Source organism: Pedobacter sp. GW822-FHT03F06, from assembly GCF_058801365.1.
Genome location: NZ_JBXANE010000008.1, coordinates 249,563 through 274,625 on the forward strand (window position 1 = coordinate 249,563; position 25,063 = coordinate 274,625).

Genomic DNA, 25,063 nt, shown 5'->3' on the forward strand with positions numbered 1-25,063 from the left:
AAGATTAAGTGATTAAGAAGGTGCCTCTACGCAAACGTTTGAGAGACTGTAACAAAATAGATAGATTATTCCATTAACAAAAAAGCCCCCGATGTAAAATCGGGGGCTTAAAATTATTGTTAGATTAAAACCTAAGCTTCTACTTCTTCTTGTTTCGAAGCTAATAATTTATCGTATTCTTCTTGCGAACCAACGATGATTCTTTCGTAACCACGTACACCAGTACCTGAAGGGATTAAGTGACCAACGATCACGTTTTCTTTCAAGCCTAACATATTATCGCGTTTACCTGCAATAGCTGCCTCATTTAATACTTTCGTAGTTTCCTGGAACGAAGCCGCAGAAATGAACGATTTAGTACCTAATGATGCACGTGTAATACCTTGTAAGATAGAACTTGCAGTTGCTGGTCTTGCATCTCTAACCGTGATCTGTTTTAAATCTTTACGTTTCAATTGAGAATTTTCGTCTCTCAATCTACGTAATGAAACAATCTGACCTGGTTTGAAATCTGTAGAATCACCTGCGTCTTCAACCACTTTCTTGTCGTACATCGCATCATTCTCGTCAGCAAAATCCCAACGGTCAACAGCATTGTTTTCTAAGAAAATAGTATCACCTGGATCTTCAATGTGAACTTTCTGCATCATCTGGTGAACAATTACCTCGAAGTGCTTATCGTTAATTTTCACACCTTGTAAACGGTAAACCTCTTGAATACCATTAACCAGGTATTCTTGAACCGCTGCAGGGCCTTTAATTGATAAGATATCGGCAGGAGAAATTGAACCATCTGATAAAGGCATACCCGCTTTTACAAAGTCGTTATCCTGAACAAGGATGTGTTTCGACAATGGAACCAGGTATTTTTTAACTTCACCATCTTTCGATTCGATAGTGATTTCACGGTTACCACGTTTAACGCCACCTAAAGTTACCACACCATCAATCTCAGTTACTACAGCTGGGTTAGATGGGTTACGTGCTTCAAATAATTCCGTTACACGAGGTAAACCACCTGTAATATCTCGGGTTTTACCAGTTGCACGAGGAATCTTGGCGATAATCTGACCAGTTTGGATGGTTTCACCTTCATCAACTGAAACGTGGGCACCTACCGGAATGTTATAACCTTTGATGAATTCACCTTTCTTATCAACGATCTGAACTGAAGGGTTTTTAGTTTTATCACGTGTATCGATAATTACTTTTTCACGGTGACCAGTTTGCTCATCTGATTCTTCACGGAAGGTTACACCTTCAATAATGGCATCAAATTGTGCTTTACCGGCAAATTCTGATAGAATAACCGCGTTGTACGGATCCCACGAACAGATTTTATCACCTTTTGAAAGTTTATCACCTTCTTTTACGAACAAGAATGCACCATAAGGAATGTTGTTGGTAACAATGATACGTCCGGTTCCTGGCTCAACAATTTTGAACTCACCTGAACGACCCAATACCACCTGAACTGTTCCTTCTTCTGTTTGTGTATCAACAGTACGGATATTTTCGAATTCGATCACACCATCAAACTTAGCTACGATGTTAGATTCTGCAGCAATGTTTGATGCAGTACCACCCACGTGGAAAGTACGAAGTGTTAACTGTGTACCCGGCTCACCGATTGATTGTGCTGCAATTACACCAACTGCCTCACCTCTTTGAACGCGTTTACCAGATGCTAAGTTACGGCCATAACATAATGCACAAACACCACGTTTAGATTCGCAAGTTAGTACTGAACGGATCTCGATACCTTCTAGTGGAGATTCTTCGATCAATTTAGCAACATCTTCGTTAATATCTTCGCCAGCACCTACCAATAAAGTGTTATCCAATGGATTGTACACATCATGTAGTGAAGTACGGCCTAAAATCCTGTCGTATAATGGCTCAACGATATCTTCCTGATCTTTTAAAGCGGTTGTATACATACCTCTTAAAGTACCACAATCGTTGTCGTTAACAATCATATCCTGCGCTACATCATGTAAACGACGGGTTAAGTAACCCGCATCCGCCGTTTTTAACGCCGTATCTGCCAAACCTTTACGCGCACCGTGAGTAGAGATAAAGTACTCTAATACCGATAAACCTTCTTTAAAGTTTGATAAGATCGGGTTTTCGATGATATCGCCACCTGAACCTGATTTTTGAGGTTTCGCCATCAAACCACGCATTCCGCAAAGCTGACGAATCTGCTCTTTAGATCCACGTGCACCTGAATCAAGCATCATGTAAACCGAGTTAAAACCTTGGTTATCTGAAGATAACTGAGTCATAACGAAAGTAGTTAACCTGTTGTTGATACGGGTCCAGATATCGATAATCTGGTTGTAACGTTCGTTGTTGGTAATGAAACCCATGTTATAGTTGTTTCTTACCTCTTCAACTTCAGCTGCTGCCTGTTCTAATAAAGTATGTTTTTCTACCGGAATGTTTACGTCTTGTAAGTTGAACGATAAACCTCCCTGGAATGCCATTTTGAAACCTAATTCTTTGATATCATCTAAGAACTGAGAAGCACGGGCCATACCAGTCATTTTTACTACTTCACCAATAATATCTCTTAAAGATTTTTTGGTTAATAATTCATTGATATAACCAACTTCTTCAGGAACCATTTGGTTGAACAATACTCTTCCTACAGTAGTTTCTGTTAATTTATTAACGATAGAACCATCGGCTTGTTTAACATTTACCCTTACTTTGATAAATGCGTGCAAGTCTAATTCTTTCTCGTTATAAGCAATAATCACTTCTTCCGGAGAATAGAAATTCGAATCCTGTCCTTTTACAACTCTGGTTTCATCTGTTCTACGGCCTTTAGTAATATAATAAAGACCCAAAACCATATCCTGAGATGGTACTGTAATTGGTGTACCGTTTGCAGGGTTTAAGATGTTGTGCGCTGCCAACATTAATACCTGGGCTTCCAAAATTGCTGCGTTACCTAACGGTAAGTGGACAGCCATCTGGTCACCATCAAAATCGGCGTTGAATGCAGTACAAACTAATGGGTGTAACTGGATTGCTTTTCCTTCAATTAATTTTGGCTGGAAAGCCTGGATACCTAGTCTGTGTAGCGTAGGTGCACGGTTTAATAATACCGGGTGACCTTTTAATACATTTTCTAAGATATCCCAAACTAATGGATCTTTTCTATCAACAATTTTCTTGGCAGATTTAACTGTTTTTACTACACCACGCTCAATCATCTTACGGATAATGAACGGTTTGTAAAGCTCAGCAGCCATATCTTTAGGAATACCGCACTCGTGTAATTTAAGGCTAGGCCCTACAACAATTACCGAACGCGCTGAATAATCCACACGTTTACCTAATAAATTCTGACGGAAACGACCTTGTTTACCTTTCAGGATGTCTGAAAGTGATTTCAAGGCACGGTTACCTTCAGTTTTTACCGCGTTAACTTTACGTGAGTTATCGAACAACGAATCTACAGCTTCCTGCAACATACGTTTCTCGTTACGTAAAATTACCTCTGGTGCTTTAATCTCGATCAAACGTTTTAAACGGTTGTTACGGATAATTACACGACGGTATAAATCATTTAAATCGGAAGTAGCGAAACGGCCACCTTCTAATGGTACTAACGGACGTAATTCTGGTGGAATAACCGGAACGATTTTAACAATCATCCACTCAGGGCGATTCTCAATACGTGTATTAGCACCACGGAAAGCTTCAACAACCTGAAGACGTTTTAAAGCCTCATTTTTACGTTGTTGAGAAGTTTCGTTAGCTGCCTGGTGACGTAAATCATAAGATAAAGTATCTAAATCAATACGTTTTAATAAATCTTCTAATGCTTCAGCACCCATTTTGGCGATGAATTTATTAGGATCTTTATCATCTAAGTATTGGTTTTCTTTAGGTAATTTATCTAAGATATCTAAATATTCTTCTTCCGTTAAGAAGTCCATATAGTTGATACCTTCTTCGGCCATTAAGCCTGATTGAATAACTACGTAACGCTCGTAATAGATAATTAAATCTAATTTTTTAGTAGGTAAACCTAATAAATAACCGATTTTGTTTGGTAAAGAGCGGAAGTACCAGATGTGTGCAACAGGAACCACTAAAGCAATGTGTCCCATACGCTCACGACGTACCTTTTTCTCCGTTACTTCAACACCACAACGATCGCAAACAATACCTTTATAACGGATACGTTTGTATTTACCGCAGTGACATTCGTAATCTTTTACCGGACCAAAAATACGCTCACAGAACAAACCATCACGCTCAGGTTTGTAAGTACGGTAGTTAATGGTTTCTGGTTTCAACACCTCACCGCTTGAACGTTCCAAAATAATTTCTGGAGACGATAAGCTAATCGTGATTGATGTGAAATTGCTTTTTAATTTATTATCCTTTTTGTAAGACATATCTTTTTGTTTTTAGTAGCAAGTACTTGATACCGAGTATCAAGACGGATAATCCAATCTTGATACTCGATACATTAATACTCAATACTTAGTCTAACGTAATATCTAAACCTAATCCACGTAACTCATGTACCAATACGTTGAACGATTCTGGTACACCTGGTGTTGGTAGGTTCTCACCTTTAACAATGGCTTCGTAAGTTTTGGCTCTTCCGATTACATCATCCGATTTAACGGTTAAGATCTCCTGAAGAATATTAGCTGCACCGAATGCCTCTAATGCCCAAACCTCCATCTCACCAAAACGCTGACCACCGAACTGGGCTTTACCACCCAATGGTTGTTGTGTAATTAATGAGTATGGTCCGATTGAACGGGCGTGCATCTTATCATCAACCATGTGACCTAATTTCAACATGTAGATAATACCTACAGTTGTAGTCTGATCGAAACGCTCACCTGTTAAACCATTGTATAAGTAGGTTTTTCCTGAAGCAGGAACTCCCGCTTTAGCGATCCATTCTTCCACCTCATCGTGCGTAGCACCATCAAAAATCGGCGTTGCAAATTTAACACCCAATTCTTTACCGGCCCATGCCAATACGGTTTCGTAGATCTGACCAAGGTTCATACGTGAAGGTACACCCAGTGGGTTCAACACGATATCAACCGGGCTACCATCAGCTAAGAAAGGCATATCTTCATCACGTACAATACGTGCAACAATACCTTTATTACCGTGGCGACCCGCCATTTTATCACCTACTTTTAATTTACGTTTTTTAGCTACATAAACTTTTGCCATCTGTACGATTCCTGAAGGAAGCTCATCACCTACACTGATTGCGAATTTATCGCGTTTGTAAGCACCAAGTTCTTCGTTAACACGGATACCGTAGTTGTGAAGCAACATTTTAATCATCTCGTTTTTATCATCATCAGTAGTCCATTTGTTAGGGCTAATGTGATTATAATCAAGCTCAGCTAAAATTTTCTGAGTAAATTTAGCGCCTTTAGCAACTAATAATTCTTTGTAAATGTTAAATACACCCTGAGATGTTTTTCCGTTTACAATGGTGAATAATTTGTCAACTAATTCTGCTTTTAATTTCTCAGTGATATTGTTATATCCTTTGTCTAATTTCTCAATTGCCGATTTTTCCTCAGCTTTTGTAGTTTTCTTAGCACGGCTGAATAATTTAGTATCAATTACCACACCTTGGATTGAAGGAGGAGTTTTTAAAGACGCATCTTTAACATCACCTGCTTTATCACCAAAAATTGCACGTAGTAATTTCTCTTCCGGTGAAGGATCAGATTCGCCTTTTGGCGTAATCTTACCAATTAAAATATCACCTTCTTTTACATCAGCACCAATACGGATAATACCGTTTTCATCAAGGTCTTTAGTAGCCTCTTCAGAAACGTTCGGGATATCTGGTGTTAATTCCTCTTCTCCACGTTTAGTATCACGTACTTCTAATTCAAACTCTTCAATATGCAATGAAGTGAAAACGTCATCACGAACAATACGCTCGTTAATTACAATCGCATCCTCAAAGTTGAAACCTTGCCAAGGCATAAATGCCACTTTCAAGTTTCTACCTAATGCCAATTCACCATTTTCAGTTGCATAACCTTCGCAAAGTACTTGTCCTTTAGTCACTTTCTGACCTTTCTTAACGATTGGTTTTAAGTTGATACAAGTATTCTGGTTGGTTTTTTTGAATTTAATTAAACGGTAAGTTTTGCTATCACCTTCAAATGAAACTAAACGATCATCTTCGTTACGCTCGTATTTAATGGTGATTTCGTTAGCATCAACATACTCTACAACACCGTCACCTTCTGCGTTGATCAAAGTTCTTGAGTCACGTGCAACGCGACCTTCCAAACCTGTACCTACAATTGGTGCTTCAGGACGTAACAATGGTACGGCCTGGCGTTGCATGTTCGATCCCATCAAAGCCCTGTTCGCATCATCATGTTCTAAGAACGGAATTAACGAAGCAGCGATTGAAGTAATCTGGTTAGGTGCAACGTCCATTAAGTCTAATTTCTCAGGCTCAATAATCGGGAAGTCACCCTCGTAACGCGCTTTAACACGTGGTGTGGTAAAGTTACCTTTATCATCATACTCTGCATTAGCCTGAGCGATGGTTTTACCATCTTCATCTTCTGCAGATAAATAAATAACGTCTGAATCTACAACTACTTTACCATCTTCAACACGTTTGTATGGTGTTTCAATGAAACCTAAATTATTGATTTTCGCATGCACACAAAGTGATGAAATCAAACCAATGTTTGGTCCCTCTGGAGTTTCAATCGTACATAAACGACCATAGTGAGTATAGTGAACGTCACGTACCTCGAAACCGGCACGCTCACGTGATAAACCACCTGGACCTAAAGCCGATAAACGGCGTTTGTGCGTGATCTCTGCCAATGGATTTGTTTGATCCATGAACTGAGATAACTGGTTAGTACCAAAGAAAGAGTTGATAACTGATGATAACGTACGGGCGTTGATCAAATCAGTTGGTGTAAACACCTCATTATCGCGAATGTTCATACGCTCACGGATTGTTCTGGCCATACGGGCTAAACCAACACCAAATTGTGCGTACAATTGCTCACCTACCGTACGTACACGACGGTTAGACAAGTGATCGATATCATCTACCTCTTCTTTTGAGTTGATCAATTTGATCAGGTATTTCACAATTGCAATAATATCTGCTTTTGTTAATACTTTAACCTCATCAGGGGTATTCATTTTTAATTTACGGTTGATGCGGTAACGACCAACATCTCCTAAATCGTAACGTTTATCTGAAAAGAATAAACGATCAATGATACCACGGGCTGTTTCCTCATCAGGTGGTTCTGCATTACGCAAAGCACGATAGATGTTTTCTACAGCTTCTTTTTCTGAGTTTGATGTATCTTTCTGTAATGTATTATATATAATGGTATAATCTGCCTGACTTGCGCCATCTTCTTTAGATAAGATGATGCTTTTTACGCCAGCCTCGATAACCATATCAATGTGTTCGTCTTCTAAAACGGTTTCTCTTTCAAGAATCACTTCATTACGGTCGATAGAAACTACCTCACCAGTATCTTCATCAACAAAATCTTCAACCCATTTTTTTAATACCCTTGCAGCCAGTTTACGACCGATGTATTTCTTTAAACCTGATTTACTAACTTTTACTTCGTCAGCAAGATCAAAAAGTTCTAAGATATCTTTATCAGAATCGTAACCGATAGCACGTAATAAAGTGGTAACCGGGAATTTTTTCTTACGATCGATATAAGCATACATCACGTTATTAACGTCTGTAGCGAACTCGATCCATGAACCTTTGAAAGGAATAACACGTGCAGAATACAGTTTGGTTCCGTTAGTGTGACGGCTTTGGCCGAAGAACACTCCTGGCGAACGGTGTAATTGCGAAACGATAACACGTTCTGCACCGTTGATAACAAACGTACCTTTGGGTGTCATATACGGGATAGTACCTAAGTACACATCCTGGATAATGGTTTCAAAATCTTCATGTTCTACATCATTACAAGAAAGCTTCAGCTTTGCTTTTAATGGAACATTGTAGGTTAATCCACGCTCAATACACTCGTGTATATCGTAACGTGGCGGATCAACAAAATAATCAAGAAACTCCAATACGAAGATATTTCTTGAATCTGTTATTGGAAAGTTTTCAGCAAACACTTTGAACAAACCCTCGCTAGAGCGATCGTCTGATGTGGTATCTATCTGGAAAAATTCTCTGAATGATTGCAATTGCACATCCAGAAAATCCGGATAGTCTATAATGTGCTTACTAGTTGCAAAATTTACTCTTTGTTCGACTGTCTTTGCCAATGGACTAAAAGATTTTAGTTTAAGAATAAACTATTTGTTTGGTTCGAATTTCAAACAGGCTCATTAACCAAACAAAATGAGATGTTTATAAACAGGTAAAGACACCGACATTTTCAGTCGGTGTCTAATACATTTTTAGCTTAGCTAAGTTAAGTGATTACTTAATCTCAACTACTGCTCCAGCTTCTTCTAATTGTTTTTTAAGAGCTTCTGCTTCGTCTTTAGCAACACCAGCTTTTAATTCTTTTGGTGCTCCGTCTACTAAGTCTTTAGCTTCTTTCAAACCTAAACCAGTTAAGTCTTTAACAAGTTTTACAACTGCTAATTTCTGACCACCAGCTTCTTTTAAGATTACATCAAAAGATGTTTTTTCTGCAGCAGCAGCAGGTGCATCACCACCAGCAGCAGGACCAGCAACTACAGCAGCAGCTGCAGGCTCAATACCATACTCATCTTTTAAGATTTGAGCTAATTCATTAACTTCTTTTACTGTTAAGTTTACTAATTGCTCAGCAAACGCTTTTAAATCTGCCATTTTATTAAGATTTTAAAAATTTACGTGTGTAATAATTTTGTTTAATTTGCGAACTTAAGGTGTTCGTTAACCTTCTCTTTCTTGAAGAGTTTTAACAATTCCTGCAATTTTGTTACCGCCTGATTGAAGCGCAGATAGAACATTTTTAGCTGGTGACTGTAATAATCCAATGATATCGCCAATAAGCTCTTCTCTTGATTTTAAGCTTACTAAGTTATTCAATTGGTCGTCGCCAACGTATACTGATGAATCTATATATGCTGCTTTAAGCACTGGTTTATCAGATGTTTTTCTCAAAGTTTTGATCAACTTAGCCGGAGCGTTTGCTGTTTTTGAGAATAATAATGATGATGAACCTTTAAGGGCTTCGTATATCTCAGAAGCATCGCCATCTAAACCTTCAATCGCTTTGCGGATTAAAGAGTTTTTAGCAACCTTCATTACGATATCACCTTCGAAACATTTGCGGCGGATGTTATTGATCTGCTCTACAGAAAGGCTAGAAGTATCAGCAATATAAAAATTGCCAAACTCTTGCATTTGTCCTTGTAGTTCTAAAACTACTTCGTTTTTTTCTTCTCTGTTCATGATTAGATCCCCGCTACTGATTTTGTTTCAATTGCAATCCCAGGACTCATTGTAGAAGACACGTGAATGCTCTTAAAATAAGTTCCTTTTGCAGCAGATGGTTTTAATTTAGAAATTACCTGAATGATTTCAAGTGCATTCTCATAAATTTTATCTGCTGGGAATGATACTTTTCCTATCGAGGCGTGTATGATACCCGTTTTGTCTACTTTAAAATCAATTTTACCTGCTTTAACCTCTGTTACAGCTTTACCAACTTCGTTAGTTACTGTACCAGATTTTGGGTTAGGCATTAAGTTCCTTGGACCTAAAACACGGCCCAATTTACCTACCTTAGCCATACAAGCTGGTGTAGTGATAATAATGTCTACATCGGTCCAACCACCTTCAATTTTAGCTACATACTCGTCTAAACCTACGAAGTCTGCGCCAGCTGCTTTTGCTTCTTCTTCCTTATCAGGAGTTACTAAAGCTAAAACACGTACAGTTTTACCTGTTCCGTGTGGTAAAGTAGCAATACCACGTACCATTTGATTGGCTTTACGCGGATCTACTCCTAAAGATACATCAATATCAACTGAAGCATCGAATTTAGTAGTAGTGATTTCTTTTACCAAAGCAGCAGCATCCTTCAAAGTATAAGCCTTACCAGCTTCTATTTTAGCATGTGCCTTTTTTTGATTTTTAGTTAATTTCGCCACTGTTGTAAACTGTTTTTTAATTAATTGTTCCAGGGTGCGTCACCAGAAACGGTGATTCCCATACTGCGTGCTGTACCGGCAACCATACTCATTGCAGATTCGATTGTAAATGCATTTAAATCAGGCATTTTATCTTCAGCAATAACTTTAATCTGGTCCCAGGTCACCGATCCAACTTTTTTACGGTTAGGCTCAGCAGAACCACTCTGTAATTTAGTAGCATCTTTTAACTGGATAGCTACAGGAGGGGTTTTGATGATGAAATCGAATGACTTATCAGCATAAACAGTAATTACAACTGGCAATACTTTACCTGCTTTATCTTGGGTACGAGCGTTGTACTGTTTGCAAAACTCCATAATGTTCACCCCTTTAGCACCTAATGCAGGTCCTACTGGTGGCGATGGATTTGCCGCTCCGCCTTTGATCTGTAATTTGATCATTGCACTGACTTCTTTTGCCATTTTGTGTTTTTTGTTTATTTAAAACTCAATGTTAAATATTGGAAGCATGTAACATTTAATTCCTTAGGGCTCCTATAAAGCTTAAAGGACTGCAAAGATATGGATAATCTTGTAAATGCACAATAGATGGAGAGAAATATATTTTATAATATATCAGGTATAAAAAATATGCTTAATAGATAAGCCATTAAGAAAACCAATTCCTGCAATAATAAATCACTAATGTATAGCTGCACAGCACTACAAGGCCACTTTCTTGTTCTCAATGAAGAAATTAAATCGTAAAACTTAAATTATTTATCGGGCGGTTAAAAAACCAATCTAAAAAGAAAAAACCGCAAGAAATAAATTCTGCGGTCTTTTTTATATTTCGAAAATAAATTCTTACTCTTTTTCTACTTGCATGTAGTTAAGCTCCAACGGCGTTTTACGACCAAAAATCTTAACCATCACTTTCAGTTTTTTCTTCTCTTCATTTACCTCTTCGATAATACCTGAGAAACCGTTGAAAGGTCCGTCCATTACTTTAATGCCTTCGCCAACGTAATAAGGTACATTCATCGTTTCTCCTTGCTCGCTCATTTCATCAACCACACCTAAAATACGGTTAACTTCTGCCTGGCGCATTGGGATTGGATTACCGGCTTTATCACCAAGGAAGCCAATAACACTATTGATTCCTTTAATGATGTGCTCTAATTCTCCATCTAATGTAGCTTCGATTAAAACATAACCAGGATAAAAGTTACGCTCTTTGGCAATTTTTTTACCATCTTTCATTTGGTAATATTTTTCCATTGGTATTAAAACCTGAGGAACCAAATGAGAGAAACCTAAACGGCTGATCTCAGCATCAATGTACTGTTTTACTTTCTTTTCCTTACCGCTAACAGCCCTTACAACATACCACTTTAGATCGCTCATTAGTAAATATTAATTAGAAAGTGATTTATAAAAAGTATCTAACACAAATGTTGATCCTTTATCCATTGCAAAAATAACCAATGCAATAATTAAAGAAGCCACTAATACAAGAATTGCCGAACTTTGCAGTTCACCCCAGGTAGGCCATGTAACCTTCTGGGTCATTTCATCGTACGATTCTTTTATAAACTCAACTACTTTAGCCATATTTAATTTATTGAATGACAGAATGACTAAATGAGTGAATGATAATATTCGAAAGCTAACCTTCAAATTCAATCATTCACTCATTCAATTACTCAATCATTGTTTTGAGCACGGGAACAAGGATTCGAACCCTGATCAAAGGTTTTGGAGACCTCTATTCTACCGTTGAACTATTCCCGTAATTAGAAAGCAAAGTGCTTAAGCGTGCTCAAACACTTTGCTTTTCTTATTTTTCTTTAGTCCCGATAAATCGGGATTTAAGATTTATTTTAAAATTTCAGTTACCTGACCAGCACCTACTGTTCTACCACCTTCACGGATAGCGAAACGTAGACCTTTTTCCATTGCGATAGCGTTGATCAACTTTACAGTGATGGTAACGTTATCACCTGGCATTACCATCTCAGTACCTTCAGCTAGTGAAATCTCACCAGTAACGTCTGTAGTACGGAAATAGAATTGAGGACGGTATTTGTTGAAGAATGGCGTGTGACGACCACCTTCTGCTTTTGATAATACATAGATCTCAGCTTTGAAATCAGTGTGAGGAGTTACTGAACCTGGTTTACAGATTACCATACCACGACGGATATCAGTTTTCTCAATACCACGTAACAATAAACCTACGTTATCACCAGCTTCACCATAATCTAAGATCTTACGGAACATCTCAACACCAGTTACTGTAGATTTTAAGTTCTCAGCACCCATACCTAAGATTTCAACTGGATCTCCAGAGTTGATTACACCACGCTCGATACGACCAGTTGCTACAGTACCACGACCAGTGATCGAGAATACATCTTCAACAGGCATTAAGAATGGAAGATCAGTTAAACGTGGAGGAATTGGAATGTAGCTATCAACAGCATCCATTAATTCCATAATTTTTGCTACCCATTTAGCATCTCCGTTCAAACCACCTAAAGCAGAACCTTGAATAACAGGAATATCATCACCAGGGAAATCGTAGAACGATAATAATTCACGAACTTCCATTTCTACTAATTCTAATAATTCAGGATCATCAACCATATCCACTTTGTTCATGAATACAACCAATGAAGGTACACCAACCTGACGAGCCAATAAGATGTGCTCACGAGTTTGTGGCATTGGACCGTCAGTAGCAGCAACAACGATAATAGCACCATCCATTTGAGCCGCACCTGTAACCATGTTTTTAACATAATCCGCGTGACCTGGACAATCTACGTGTGCGTAGTGACGGTTTGCAGTTGAATACTCAACGTGCGCAGTATTAATTGTAATACCTCTTTCTTTTTCCTCAGGAGCTGAGTCAATTGAATCGAATGAACGTGCCTCAGATAAACCTGCATCAGCTAAAACTTTTGTAATAGCTGCTGTTAAAGTTGTTTTACCGTGATCGACGTGACCGATTGTACCGATGTTTAAGTGCGGTTTACTACGGTCAAATTTTTCTTTTGCCATTTTATTTATAACTAATTAGTAGGTTAACTTTTTATTAATTTTATTTATTGTTTTGATGCAATGCAACACAAAAAACCTTGTCTACCCTGCATATTAAACAGATTTAACAAAGCTTTATTATCCTGAGCCAACTATGGGAATTGAACCCATGACCTCTTCCTTACCAAGGAAGTGCTCTACCGCTGAGCTAAGTCGGCTTTTTAGTTTCCAGTTCCAGCCTTTTAGTTTTAACCAAATTAAAACTGTTACCGATAACTGCCCACTTTCTAATTTTTATTGGAGCGGAAGACGAGGTTCGAACTCGCGACCTATAGCTTGGAAGGCTATCGCTCTACCAACTGAGCTACTTCCGCTTTTAAAAACTAGTGATTGATTGAATGAAAGAATGATAGAAATAATCTCTCATTAAAACATTTGGTCGTTCATTTAAAGTGTGGGGAGAGAAGGATTCGAACCTTCGAAATCTTGCGATAACAGAGTTACAGTCTGTCCCATTTGGCCGCTCTGGAATCTCCCCATTTTCTACTTTAAAATGCTAACACTTTAAAATAAAAAGAGCCTCCTATCGGAATCGAACCAATGACCTACTGATTACAAGTCAGTTGCTCTACCAGCTGAGCTAAGGAGGCTTTAAATTTTGTGCAATGATACGAAAAATCTTCATTTTTCATACTATTAACGTGTTTTTTTAAAACTTTTATCTTTTTAAAGAACAAGCCTTTTCTTCTTGGCCTAACACCGTTTCCGAAAGGGAATGCAAATATACACACTTATATTTCACTTCAAAATAAATTTGAAAAAAAATAGTCAACTTTTTTAGCCCTCCCACTCAATTACGATGATTTAAAATAATAGGTACTTCATAATCAGTCGCTTTGCTTTCGCTTAAAATTGTATTATTTTTTTAACTTTTTCTGTGTTCTAACGAATATGAATCGGTTTTTAAGTTTAATTGCGCTTGCCCCCATGCCCTGGCACTTTCCAGCTACCACTTCTTATATCCTTTAACACCACTAAATCGCTTATATCCTTATTAAATTTTTAAAAAAAACAATCAATACCATTATTTATTAGTCGAAAACAATAGTAAATCCCTCACTATAGCCCATAAAAAAAAGGCAACATAATGATTAATCATGTTGCCTTTTTAAAATTATGCTGATTTTTAGTAATCAGCAGCTTCGCTTTCGCTTAAAATTGCTTTATGCTCACTTAATTTAGCGCGTGTTTTATCCTTATGTTTAGTGATCTGCTTTCTTAACGATTCAATTGCCAGATCTGTGGCTTCTTCAAATGATTTACATTGTTCTTTAGCGAAGAGGGTCCCACCCGGTACAATGAGTTTTATCTCACTAATCTTATTGGCCTCGTCCTCTACGTTCTCTAACTTTAAATACACTTCTCCGCTAATGATCTGGTCGAAAAACTGATCTAGCTTATTTGCTTTTTTTTGTATAAAATCTAACAACTTACTGTCTGCACTGAAGTGGATTGATTGAACTCCGATTTTCATTTTTCCTCCTTTTTTTATGCCTTTGGATGGGCTTGTTTATAAATTGTTTTTAATCTTTCGATCGAATTGTGGGTGTAAACCTGGGTTGCTGCTAAGCTGGCGTGACCCAAAAGTTCTTTAATTGCATTTAGATCTGCTCCTGCATTTAGCAGGCTTGTTGCATAACTGTGCCGAAGCACGTGGGGACTTTTCTTCTCATTGGTTGATACGTGGTTTAGGTATGAGGTAACAATACGGTATATTAATTTTGGATACGCCGCTGTACCTGTATTGGTAACGATTAAGATAAGCAAATTGTTATTAAAGTTTTGCAACTTTTTTAGCTCAATATAGGTATTTACCTGATTGATAAGCTGTTTATTTACAGGAATGATCCGTTCTTTATTTCTTTTACCCAACACCTTTATCGTTCCCGAATAAATATCGATATCAGTATCCTTCAATTGAAGTAACTCTGCTAAACGCATGCCGGTACCAAAAAGCAGTTCGATTACCAGATGATCGCGAACGGATGGGAAACTTTCGTTAAAATACTGTTCCGAATCCAGTAAAAGATCCATTTTTGGCGTATCAACAAATACAGGAAGCCTTTTGGGTATTTTTGGCGCTTTAATTAAAACAGTAGGATTTTGATCAATCTCTTCCGTGCGCTGTAAGAATTTATAAAAGCTTCTTAATGTTGAAATTTTTCTATTGATGGTATGTTCTGATACTTTTTTCTCCATCAGGTCTACCATGTAGCTCCTTAGGTGAACATGCTTAACGGCTAAAAAGTTCAGATCGAACGTAGTATTGATATACTCTTCAAACTGATCTAAATCTGTTTGATAAGAGGTAATGGTGTGCTGAGAATAGCGCTTCTCGTGAGTTAAATAGGTTATAAAACTTTTTAGCAACATTCAATATCTTTTTGACGGGCATTGATATGAAGTTACAAATAGTTTTGATATAAAGAAATCATTAATTAATTGTTTATTGTAAAGTTTTTGATTTCTTTTTAAAACAAAAAAGTCCTCCCGATTTAACATCTGGAGGACTTTAATGTATTTATATCTTAAACAACTATGCAGTTGTATCTTGATTCATATTCTGAATGTAAACAGCATGTTTAATTTCAGTACGGCGAGCAACGGATTTTTTCTCGTATGCCTGGCGACTACGCAGTTCTCTCAATACACCAGTTTTTTCAAACTTTTTCTTGAAACGTTTAAGGGCTTTATCTAATGATTCGCCGTCTTTAATGTTGATAATGATCATAACGCTGAAATACCTCCTCTCGTGGTTTTTAAAATTTTCCCGTGTTATCGGGGCTGCAAATGTAAGCAAAATATTGAAAATGAGAAAGATTTTATAAAAAGAAATTATATTTAAATCATTGATTAAACTAAACTGTTGTTTACCTACATTTATATATACATTATATGATATGACAACAGGCAAAAAAGTAGGATCAATTATCGCGGTTATAGTCGTTATTTTACTCGTAGCAATTTGCTATTACCGGTATTTCTTTGTTTTTGGCGAAGGCGTTAAGGCCGGCGAATTAAATTATGTAGTAAAGAAAGGCTATCTCTTTAAAACCTATGAAGGGAAATTGATCCAGAGTGGGGTAAAATCCAGACAAGCGGGAACACTGCAAAATAATGAGTTTGAGTTTTCTATTGCAAGTAAAGAAATCGCAGATAAAATGATGGCCAATAGCGGCAAATTTTACGAACTCCACTATAAGGAATATAAAAATACCCTGCCTTGGCGCGGATTTAGCGTTTATGTAGTAGATAGCATTTTAACCACTAAAGATATACCGCAATAAGCTGAAAGTCCAAAGACTAAAGCGCTGTGCAGGCAGCTTAGTGTGTCTATATTTGCTTTGGTCTTTCAGCTTTGGTCTTTAATCTTTTTTCCTGGGTACCTTCGCCCCTTCCTTCCTGGCTTCCGATAATCCGATGGCAATTGCCTGCTTTTTGGAAGTCACTTTTTTACCTGATCCGCTTTTAAGCTTACCTTCTTTCATTTCGTGCATGGTTTTTTCTACTTTCTCACCAGCTTTTTCTGAATACTTTGCCATATTTTTGGTTCATTAGTTCAATAGTCAATAGTTCATTGGCAATTGCCCATTGGTTATTGCTCTTTAGTCTTTAATCTTTAGTAAAAACACAGACAATTGAAAGTTGGTTTTTAAAATTTTAAAACAAAAAAATCCGGAGGTGGTTAAACCGTCCGGATTACTCATAATATATTTGGTTTGTTGTTTATAAGGTTGAAGGCGAAAGGTTTAAGGTATAAGGTTCTATGCATAAGCCCTAAACCTTCTACCCTAAACCCTCTACCTTGATAATACTTCTCTGGCAATTACAATTTTCTGTATTTCAGATGTTCCTTCACCTATTGTACATAATTTACTATCGCGATAAAATTTCTCAACCGGAAAGTCTTTGGTATAACCATAACCGCCAAATATCTGAACAGCATCTGTGGCTACCCTCACCGAAACCTCTGAGGCAAAATATTTCGCCATGGCCGATTCTTTTGTCATAGGCAAATGCCTGTTCTTTAAATCTGCCGCCTGACGAATTAATAATTCAGCTGCTTCAATTTCGGTAGCCATATCAGCCAGTTTAAAACTAATGGCCTGAAAGCTGGAAATTGGCTGACCAAACTGCTGGCGTTGTTTCGAATAAGCTACCGCGGCATCAAAAGCACCTTTTGCAATGCCCAAGGCCAATGCTGCAATAGAAATCCTTCCTCCATCTAACACTTTCATCGCCTGTTTAAAGCCTTCGCCAACATTACCCAATAAATTGGCTTTCGATACGCGGCAATTATCAAAAATCATTTCAGTAGTTTCTGATGCGCGCATTCCTAATTTATTTTCCTTTTTCCCTGCAGTAAAACCAGGTGTACCGCGCTCTACTACAATGGCCGAAATCCCTTTCGAGCTCCCCTGCTCTCCTGTTCTTACCATTACCACTGCAATATCGCCACTTTTACCATGGGTAATCCAGTTTTTTGCGCCATTTATTACATAGTCATCTCCATCTTCAACGGCAGTGGTCATCATCCTTAAGGCATCCGACCCGGTATTAGCTTCAGTTAATCCCCAGGCACCTATCCATTCGGCCGTCGCCAGCTTGGGCAACCACCTTTGTTTCTGTTCTGCATTGGCAAAAGCCAAAATATGCCCGGTACACAAAGAGTTGTGTGCTGCTAATGATAAGCCGATTGAGCCACAAACCCTGGCCACTTCTACAATTACATCAACATATTCCTGATAGCCCAATCCAGAGCCTCCATATTCTTCGGGAACCAAAACGCCCATTAAGCCTAATTCTCCGAGCTGTTTAAACAATTCGACAGGAAAATGCTGTGCCTCATCCCATTCCATTATATGTGGACGAATGTTTTTCTCTGCAAAATCGCGGACCATGGCCTTTACACTCTGCTGAGTTTCTGTTTCTGAAAAATCGAAGCTTACGCTCATTAAATTTATATTTTAAAGTTAGTTGAGGCAATTATAAACAATTATTTGATAGTTAGTTACCATTAAATATTTGTGCAATTACAGAATGAAATGGTATTCGGTTCAATTAGTTTATCGGTTAATTTTAAACCTTGAAATTAACGAAGAAAGTTTTTTCTATTTTTCTTACAACGATAGCCGAATAATTTCAGATAATGGCGTTTTCGATTGAACGAGGATAATGTATTAACAGTTCAGGAATCTTAACAAAAGCAGCATGATCGATACTGAAACAAGTTCAGTATAACGGCTCGAGGGAAACAACTGAAAGCCGCTTTTGGCCAAATGGATTTTTAAAACCTTAAATTGCAATTAACCTTGACCAGGCAATACATAAATTTGTCCTTCCTTTTTTGGAAATCAGGTACAGAAGCGTTTGGCGCTATTCAGTCCTGCTCTCCACTTTACTCCGTTACACTTCGTGTTCGTTCCGATCAGGTTTAGGTGGCTCGGCCGGTACTATGATTTGGGGTTGACAAGCACTGCTCTTACATAATTAAACCTGATTTGAACGGGCACCCTCCCGATATGAGTACTTGTTTCATAGGTTTTCATCGGGAGGGTAAAGTGTAAAGCAGGACTATCGGGACCGATTAGCACTACCATTGCTTTCCAAATCAAATAGAAAATTTATTCCTTTTAAACCTTGAATTGCAATTAACCTGGGCCAGGCAATACATAAATTTATTCTTACTTTTTTTGTAAATCAGGTACAGAAGCATTTGGCGCTATTCAGTCCTGCTCTTCACTTTACTCCGTTACACTTCATGTTCGTTCCGATCAGGTTTAGGTGGCTCGGCCGGTACTATGGTTAGGGGGTTGACCAGCATTGTCCCAACAGCACAAACCTGATTGGAACGGGCACCCTACCGATATGAGTACTTGTTTCACAGGTTTTCATCGGGAGGGTAAAGTGTAAAGCAGGACTATCGGGAGCGATTAGCACTACAATTGCTTTCCAAATCAAATAGAAATTTATTCCTTTTAAAACTTGTAACGGCATGTTATTGCTTTTCAAAAACGTTTAGCGCATAATCTTAAGCTTTTAAAAAGAAATATAAGGGGTAATTTTATCTATCACTTGTTGGTTAAGGAGCACAATCCTTTTCAGGTCAGATATGCCTGAATAATTGCCATGCTGCCTGCGGTATTCAATAATGGCATTGATCTGTTTGTAAGAAAGGTACGGATTGCGCTTTAAATCGTTAAACGTTGCTGTATTTATATTTATTGTTTTTAATGGGGCATTACTGATTTCAATCTGATCTTTAATTTCCGCATACTTATTAGAATCTAAGCCATAAACTTCCAGAAGCTGCTCTTTCTTGTAAAAACCGCCCAAACGTTCACGGTATTTAATAATTCTAAGTGCAAAAGTTCCGCCTATACCTTTTATCTCATCCAATTGTGCAGAATCGGCCTTATTAATATCAACGGTTACTAAAGTTTTTTTAGCGTATTCCTTTTTGTTTAAAGGTGCATATTTTCTTGAGATGCTGATGGACTGATCGGGTATGTTAACATATGGCAATATCTTTTTATACATTTCCGGCGAAATGGTATACATTTTCTGAAGATCTTCTGGTTTGTAAAACTTACCGCCTTTAGCGGTATAATTCAGAATCGATTGTGCCTGTTTTGCTGATAAACCTAAAGTTTGCCAACCCTGTGCATCTAAAGTATTGGGATTGAATTTAAAAAGTTTAATCGCTTTTTCGGGATTTGAATTTTCAATCCGATCTCGAATAGTACTGGCATATACCCGATCTGTTATGGTTATCTTCTGAATTTGTGCCAAAAGACCTGAACCATCATTTGAAACGGGCTGATAATAGCCATATATAATAGGTGTTGCCTTAATTACAATAATAATAAAGACTAGAAATAGCAATCCATTAAATTCACTTTTGCTGACACCAAAATTTTTGTTGAGCCAAATTCTCATTGATGCGATATGACATGTGTATTATAAATATAAATCTTATTTTTGGAATTGCAAAACAGAACAGGTTTTGCCTATCAACAATCTAAGAATTTTATATGAAGATCATAACTACATCTGAGTTTGCAAAAGCAACAAAGATAGATAAGCTAGGTGTGCCAGGTTTAGCAGGTTTGATGATGGAGATCATGAAACTGAACGACATCAACGACGTATTCGCTCAAAATCAACACTTTAAAGGCTTAGAATTTGTAGACAAGATATTAGAAACCATTGGCGTTTCTATAGAATTTGATGATGATGATTTAAATAGTATTCCGAAAACAGGCCCTTTTATTGCTATTGCAAATCACCCTTATGGTGGTGTAGAAGGTTTGGCTTTAGTTAAACTATTGTGTACGGTTAGGCCTGATGCCAAGGTGATGGTTAATTTCATTTTGAAAAAAATACCAAACCTTGATGAATTTTTTGTTGCTGTAAATCCTTTCGAAAATGTGCAGCACTCTTCGAGCATCAGTGGATTAAAAACTACTTTCGATCTGCTTAGAAATGGAACACCAATCGGTATTTTCCCTGCAGGAGAGGTTTCTACCTTTAAATTAGATGCCCAACAGGTAACCGACAGAATGTGGCATCCTGTTGTTGGAAAACTGATTGCAAAAGCTAAAGTGCCTGTTGTACCTATTTATTTTCATGGCAATAACGGTGTTTTCTTTAATATTTTAAGCTTTATCCACCCTACCCTGCGTACTGCAAAGTTACCTTCAGAGTTTTTAAATAAACATGGGCGCACCATTAAGGTACGGATTGGCAAACCAATAGCCGTATCTGAAATTTCGCACATGAACAGCAGTAACAAACTGATGGACTTTTTAAGAGCCCGTACATATGCCCTTGGTGTTGGTTTAGATACAGAGAAAAAACTCTTTAATCCACTAAACTTATTCAAGATTAAAAAGAAACCTGTTGAGGTAATTGAAGAAACTTCGAGGATTTTAATTAAAAATGAGGTAGCGCTTTTGGAGGATTTTAAAGTTTGGACGGAGAAAAATTACGAAGTATACATTGTTCCAACGTTAAAAATCCCAAATATTTTAAGAGAAATTGGCCGTTTACGTGAAATTACGTTCCGCGAGGTTGGTGAAGGAACCAACAAAAAAATCGACCTCGACAATTACGACATCTACTATAACCACTTATTTATTTGGGATAAGGATTTAGAAAATATTGTAGGCGCTTACCGGATTGGCAAGGGGGATGAGATTTTAGAAAGCATGGGCCGCCGCGGTTTCTACCTATCCGAGCTGTTTAAAATGAAAGATCAGTTCTACCCAATGTTGAGGCAGGGGATCGAGCTGGGCAGATCGTGGATCAGAAAAGAATACCAGGGTAAACCACTTCCATTATTTTTGCTCTGGAAAGGAATTTTAAAATACCTGATCGATAACCCACAGTACCGCTATATGTTCGGGCCGGTAAGTATCAGTAACAATTTCTCGAAATTTAGCAAAGCCTTAATTGTAGATTACATTACCAAAAACCATTTCGATTATGAGATGGCAAAGTATGTAAAGCCAAGAAACAAGTTTAAAGCCGATCTTTTACCAATTTCTACAGATACGTTGGTTGATAGCAGCGAATCTTTTAAAGATCTGGATAGCATTATCGGAGATATCGAAAACTCGCATATTAAGATTCCGGTATTGTTGAGGCAGTATATGAACCTGAATGCAAAGATTATCTCATTCAATATTGATCCTAAATTTTCTGATTGCTTAGATGGCTTTTTAGTAGTTGATACGCATAATATTCCGCCGGAAATGCTCGAAAAGCTCGGCAAGAACTTATAAGTTAATTCAATAAAAAAACCCAGACATCCATCTGGGTTTTTTATTATCAACTAACCTAAACTTTATAAATACTAACCAAATATTTATGCCACAAAAGTAGGCTTACCTTGTTAAATTGGTATTAATGAAATGTTATTTATAGAATTTTCTCCCTCACAATTTCTTAATCGATTAATACGCTGTTGTTCATATTATTCCATTATCTTTAGGTACTCTGTATGAGCTATGATAAACATTCTTCTTCGTGAGAACCGAATGTTTCCCACCCTTATATTTAGCTCAAATAAAAAATCATTTATCAAGTTGCTTCCCTAATGGAATCAATTTTGAACTATAATTATGACAGTCATTTCTAAAGAGAATTTTTCAAAGGCAACAGGCATTTGTAATATTCCAATCCCTGGTCTTGCTTCCTTTTTAATGAGGTTCTTAAAGATTAACGACTTCAATGGAATTATTAGAGATGCTAATACCTTAGAAGGAGAAAAATTTGCCAATCATATTCTGGATGTTCTGGGCGTTACTATTCAGATCAGTGATGAGGACTTAGCCAACATTCCAAAAGAAGGTGCATTTATTGCGATTGCAAACCACCCCTATGGTGCTATAGAATCATTGGCATTATTAAGTACGCTTGCCAATTACCGACCTGATACAATGTTTATGGGAAATTTTCTGTTAAAGAAAATCCCAAACCTTAAGAAATGTATTATCGCGGTTAATCCGTTCGAAAAAGTTCAGGATTCATCAAGTATTAGCGGATTAAAAACAACTTTAAAAGTTTTAAAAGATGGCAGCCCAGTTGCTATTTTTCCGGCAGGTGAGGTTTCTTCTTATAAATTCAGAAAAAATCAGATTACCGACCGCGAGTGGCATCCCGTGGTTGGGAAAATTATCTCAAAAGCTAATGTACCCATATTACCGGTATATTTTCATGGCAATAATGGCATCTTTTTTAGCCTGCTGAAATTTATACACCCTTCGTTACAAACAGCAAAGCTGATTTCAGAGTTATTCAACAAAAATGGTCACCAGTTAAAAATCCGTATCGGCAAACCCATTCATTTGGAAGAAATAGACTGTAAAGATTGTAATACCTCGCTTTTAAACCATTTAAGAAATGGACTTTACGCCCTAAAAAAGTAACCTGATCCGGATTCCTGAAAATACAATGTTAATTTCCCATTAAGTACCGCCCTCATTGTTCACATAAAGAAATTGTTGCTTTTATGTTAATAATAAGTAAATTTAATGTAACCAAATATTGCGCGGTTTGAAACGAGGGATTTACATATATGTTTTGAGGACTATTTTGTTCGTTTGCCTGATGATGAATACCTTCATCTCGAAGGGACAGAATTATTCTTTCGATTTTTATAATGGGACCTTTAATTTTAGTGTCGATTCTTCGGTAGTTTTTCCGATACCAAAAACAGCAACTGCATCAGCCGTTTCAAACTTTTACAACCACATCTCTTCTGGCCAATACGCCCCGCTTATTTCGTCTTTAGAAAAATACCAGAAAAAGTATAATTTAAACGACTGGATTTATTATCAACTGATCCGAAAAACAGCCGAACAGATTAGTCCGAAAGCAGCTAATTATTTTGGCTATACTTTATACAAATGGTTTTTACTGAGTAAATGCGGCTACGATGCACGGTTAGCTATAGGCAATGATCAGGTTATCTTTTATGTAAGAAACGAAGAGGACATCAGCGATATTCCCTTTTTCATGATTGACGATAAAAAATTTATGTGTCTGAATTACCATGATTATGGCAAACTTTTTAAACAGGCCGATGCTTATAAGCCTGTTAAAATTTTAATTCCAGAGGCTAAAAACCCTTTCTCTTATAAGGTAACAAGAATGCCCGATTTTAAACCAGAAAGTTATCAGGAAAAAGATATAGAATTTAGCTATCGGCAAAAAATCCATCATTTTAAGTTAAAAGTTAATGAAGATGTACAGACCATTTTCAAAAACTATCCGGTAGTAGATTTTGAGAGTTATTTTAATATTCCTTTGAGCCGGGAAACCTACAGCTCTCTTATCCCCACCCTGAAAGAAAACCTAAAAGGCATGGATCAGAAAAAAGGTGTTGATTACCTCATGAGATTTACCCGTTATGGTTTTTTATATGAAGATGACGGTGAAAATTTCGGCAAAGAAAAACGTTTCTCGCCTGAACAAACCTTATTAAGTACCTACAGCGATTGCGATGACCGGGCCGCACTATTTTTCTATTTGGTAAAGGAAATATATAACCTGCCGATGATTGCCTTGCTATACCCCAAACATTTAACTATTGCGGTTCAGTTTGAAAAACCAGTTGGCGAACCAATCACCTATAAGGGCAAAAAATATTCGTACTGCGAGCCTACACCCCAGGCTCAGAATCTAAAAATCGGACAACTTTCTTCAAATTTCAAGAACAGTAAATACGAAGTGGTTTATGCATATGAGCCTATCAAGAAATAATCCCTTAGCCTTAAATAAAAAAATACATATTAAATTAATGTTAAAAAATCATTATTTTATCAATAACAGGTTGATTGATGAGCTATTTAAGGTAATTTAGATTCTCATATTGAGTTAAATCTAAAACCTTATCTATGTCTGCTATTATCTATACCGTTTTAAAGGAATTTTTTGTTGAGGTGAACGGTCACGCTATAAAGGCTAGAATTATGTCGCCAATAAATGATGACAAAGTTTTCGTTTTCAAAATCAGTTCATTTTACAAAAGCAAAACTGATGCTGACGCTTATGAACCGGCATCAACATTTACTTCTTATGCAAATGCGGAACGGCATTTACTTCAATACCTGGAAGGTTTCCAGAATACACTAGATCTGGGCGGAGAAATTGCACCAGGACATACTTTCTAAATGTTTTCTTTATCGTCTTTCTCAGGCGGAAGTTCTGACTGGATTACCTCTTCTTCAAATTCCTTTTTGTCTTTTTGGTTTCTTTTGATCAGGTAAGCAATTAAAATAATGACCAGAACTGCAACGCCGATTAATATTGGATAATTCATATTCGTTCGATTAAAT

General features: G+C 37.3%; 21 protein-coding genes and 5 tRNA genes. 5 read left to right on the plus strand and 21 right to left on the minus strand.

Translation table 11 applies throughout. From position 1 onward, the window contains the following. Positions 1-131: 131 nt before the first annotated feature. The 17 genes from rpoC to rpsU form a co-directional block, all read right to left on the minus strand. Positions 132-4,418 carry a DNA-directed RNA polymerase subunit beta' gene (gene rpoC, locus AC1RJ8_RS15905; protein ID WP_131030857.1) on the minus strand — a complete coding sequence of 1,429 codons (4,287 nt, stop codon included), beginning with the start codon at positions 4,416-4,418 and terminating at the stop codon, positions 132-134. 88 nt (positions 4,419-4,506) lie between these two features. Beyond that, on the minus strand, positions 4,507-8,310 hold the full coding sequence (gene rpoB / locus AC1RJ8_RS15910) for a DNA-directed RNA polymerase subunit beta (protein WP_057932471.1): 3,804 nt from the start codon (positions 8,308-8,310) through the stop codon (positions 4,507-4,509). 157 nt (positions 8,311-8,467) lie between these two features. After that, the gene (gene rplL / locus AC1RJ8_RS15915; RefSeq protein WP_010601097.1) at positions 8,468-8,845 is read right to left on the minus strand and encodes a 50S ribosomal protein L7/L12; all 378 of its coding nucleotides are present in this window, start codon (positions 8,843-8,845) and stop codon (positions 8,468-8,470) included. A 66-nt stretch (positions 8,846-8,911) separates the two neighbouring features. Next, the gene (gene rplJ, locus AC1RJ8_RS15920) at positions 8,912-9,433 is read right to left on the minus strand and encodes a 50S ribosomal protein L10 (protein WP_086545152.1); all 522 of its coding nucleotides are present in this window, start codon (positions 9,431-9,433) and stop codon (positions 8,912-8,914) included. 2 nt (positions 9,434-9,435) lie between these two features. Continuing rightward, the gene (gene rplA / locus AC1RJ8_RS15925) at positions 9,436-10,134 is read right to left on the minus strand and encodes a 50S ribosomal protein L1 (protein WP_025143259.1); all 699 of its coding nucleotides are present in this window, start codon (positions 10,132-10,134) and stop codon (positions 9,436-9,438) included. Positions 10,135-10,154: 20 nt separating this feature from the next. Further along, on the minus strand, positions 10,155-10,598 hold the full coding sequence (rplK, locus tag AC1RJ8_RS15930; protein WP_010601094.1) for a 50S ribosomal protein L11: 444 nt from the start codon (positions 10,596-10,598) through the stop codon (positions 10,155-10,157). A 384-nt stretch (positions 10,599-10,982) separates the two neighbouring features. Further along, entirely contained in the window at positions 10,983-11,522 is a 540-nt protein-coding gene (gene nusG / locus AC1RJ8_RS15935) for a transcription termination/antitermination protein NusG (protein ID WP_025143263.1), read from the minus strand. A 9-nt stretch (positions 11,523-11,531) separates the two neighbouring features. After that, positions 11,532-11,729, minus strand: a complete 198-nt coding sequence (secE, locus tag AC1RJ8_RS15940; RefSeq protein ID WP_029279332.1) for a preprotein translocase subunit SecE — start codon at positions 11,727-11,729, stop codon at positions 11,532-11,534. 109 nt (positions 11,730-11,838) lie between these two features. Beyond that, a tRNA-Trp gene (locus tag AC1RJ8_RS15945) sits at positions 11,839-11,909 on the minus strand. 84 nt (positions 11,910-11,993) lie between these two features. Continuing rightward, the gene (gene tuf / locus AC1RJ8_RS15950) at positions 11,994-13,181 is read right to left on the minus strand and encodes an elongation factor Tu (RefSeq protein WP_057932476.1); all 1,188 of its coding nucleotides are present in this window, start codon (positions 13,179-13,181) and stop codon (positions 11,994-11,996) included. Between the two features lie 125 nt (positions 13,182-13,306). Beyond that, positions 13,307-13,378 (minus strand) — tRNA-Thr (locus AC1RJ8_RS15955). Positions 13,379-13,458: 80 nt separating this feature from the next. Beyond that, positions 13,459-13,534 (minus strand) — tRNA-Gly (locus AC1RJ8_RS15960). 81 nt (positions 13,535-13,615) lie between these two features. Continuing rightward, positions 13,616-13,698, minus strand: a tRNA-Tyr gene (locus tag AC1RJ8_RS15965). Positions 13,699-13,737: 39 nt separating this feature from the next. Beyond that, a tRNA-Thr gene (locus tag AC1RJ8_RS15970) sits at positions 13,738-13,810 on the minus strand. A 536-nt stretch (positions 13,811-14,346) separates the two neighbouring features. Next, complete coding sequence (gene hpf, locus AC1RJ8_RS15975) at positions 14,347-14,694, minus strand: ribosome hibernation-promoting factor, HPF/YfiA family (protein ID WP_025143266.1); 348 nt, start codon at positions 14,692-14,694, stop codon at positions 14,347-14,349. A 14-nt stretch (positions 14,695-14,708) separates the two neighbouring features. Further along, the gene (locus tag AC1RJ8_RS15980; RefSeq protein ID WP_492954552.1) at positions 14,709-15,593 is read right to left on the minus strand and encodes a phage lytic cycle repressor MrpR family protein; all 885 of its coding nucleotides are present in this window, start codon (positions 15,591-15,593) and stop codon (positions 14,709-14,711) included. Between the two features lie 163 nt (positions 15,594-15,756). Further along, a complete protein-coding gene (gene rpsU, locus AC1RJ8_RS15985; protein WP_086549247.1) occupies positions 15,757-15,951 on the minus strand; it encodes a 30S ribosomal protein S21 in 195 nt (64 codons plus the stop codon). Between the two features lie 169 nt (positions 15,952-16,120). On the opposite strand from rpsU, the gene AC1RJ8_RS15990 reads away from it, so the two are divergent. Continuing rightward, positions 16,121-16,507 (plus strand): hypothetical protein, encoded by a 387-nt coding sequence (locus AC1RJ8_RS15990; RefSeq protein ID WP_029277247.1) that lies wholly within the window; start codon positions 16,121-16,123, stop codon positions 16,505-16,507. Positions 16,508-16,585: 78 nt separating this feature from the next. On the opposite strand, the gene AC1RJ8_RS15995 is transcribed toward AC1RJ8_RS15990, so the two are convergent. The 3 genes from AC1RJ8_RS15995 to AC1RJ8_RS16005 all read right to left on the minus strand — a co-directional run bounded on the left by AC1RJ8_RS15995 (position 16,586) and on the right by AC1RJ8_RS16005 (position 20,159). Then, positions 16,586-16,762, minus strand: a complete 177-nt coding sequence (locus tag AC1RJ8_RS15995) for a DUF6496 domain-containing protein (RefSeq protein WP_477584846.1) — start codon at positions 16,760-16,762, stop codon at positions 16,586-16,588. Between the two features lie 258 nt (positions 16,763-17,020). Continuing rightward, positions 17,021-18,175: an acyl-CoA dehydrogenase family protein gene (locus AC1RJ8_RS16000; RefSeq protein ID WP_492954551.1), complete on the minus strand. Its 1,155-nt coding sequence runs from the start codon at positions 18,173-18,175 to the stop codon at positions 17,021-17,023. A gap of 1,084 nt (positions 18,176-19,259) precedes the next feature. Further along, on the minus strand, positions 19,260-20,159 hold the full coding sequence (locus AC1RJ8_RS16005) for a ComEA family DNA-binding protein (protein WP_492954550.1): 900 nt from the start codon (positions 20,157-20,159) through the stop codon (positions 19,260-19,262). Positions 20,160-20,254: 95 nt separating this feature from the next. Here AC1RJ8_RS16005 and AC1RJ8_RS16010 point away from each other — a divergent pair, with 95 nt between their 5' ends. The 4 genes from AC1RJ8_RS16010 (at position 20,255) to AC1RJ8_RS16025 (ending at position 24,898) form a co-directional block, all read left to right on the plus strand. Further along, positions 20,255-22,006 (plus strand): bifunctional lysophospholipid acyltransferase family protein/GNAT family N-acetyltransferase, encoded by a 1,752-nt coding sequence (locus AC1RJ8_RS16010; RefSeq protein ID WP_492954549.1) that lies wholly within the window; start codon positions 20,255-20,257, stop codon positions 22,004-22,006. Between the two features lie 339 nt (positions 22,007-22,345). Next, entirely contained in the window at positions 22,346-23,152 is an 807-nt protein-coding gene (locus tag AC1RJ8_RS16015) for a lysophospholipid acyltransferase family protein (RefSeq protein WP_492954548.1), read from the plus strand. Positions 23,153-23,333: 181 nt separating this feature from the next. Then, complete coding sequence (locus tag AC1RJ8_RS16020) at positions 23,334-24,488, plus strand: hypothetical protein (protein WP_492954547.1); 1,155 nt, start codon at positions 23,334-23,336, stop codon at positions 24,486-24,488. Positions 24,489-24,622: 134 nt separating this feature from the next. Next, on the plus strand, positions 24,623-24,898 hold the full coding sequence (locus AC1RJ8_RS16025; RefSeq protein ID WP_492954546.1) for a hypothetical protein: 276 nt from the start codon (positions 24,623-24,625) through the stop codon (positions 24,896-24,898). On the opposite strand, the gene AC1RJ8_RS16030 is transcribed toward AC1RJ8_RS16025, so the two are convergent. After that, the gene (locus AC1RJ8_RS16030; RefSeq protein WP_492954545.1) at positions 24,895-25,047 is read right to left on the minus strand and encodes a hypothetical protein; all 153 of its coding nucleotides are present in this window, start codon (positions 25,045-25,047) and stop codon (positions 24,895-24,897) included. The genes AC1RJ8_RS16025 and AC1RJ8_RS16030 overlap by 4 nt on opposite strands. Positions 25,048-25,063: the final 16 nt, after the last annotated feature.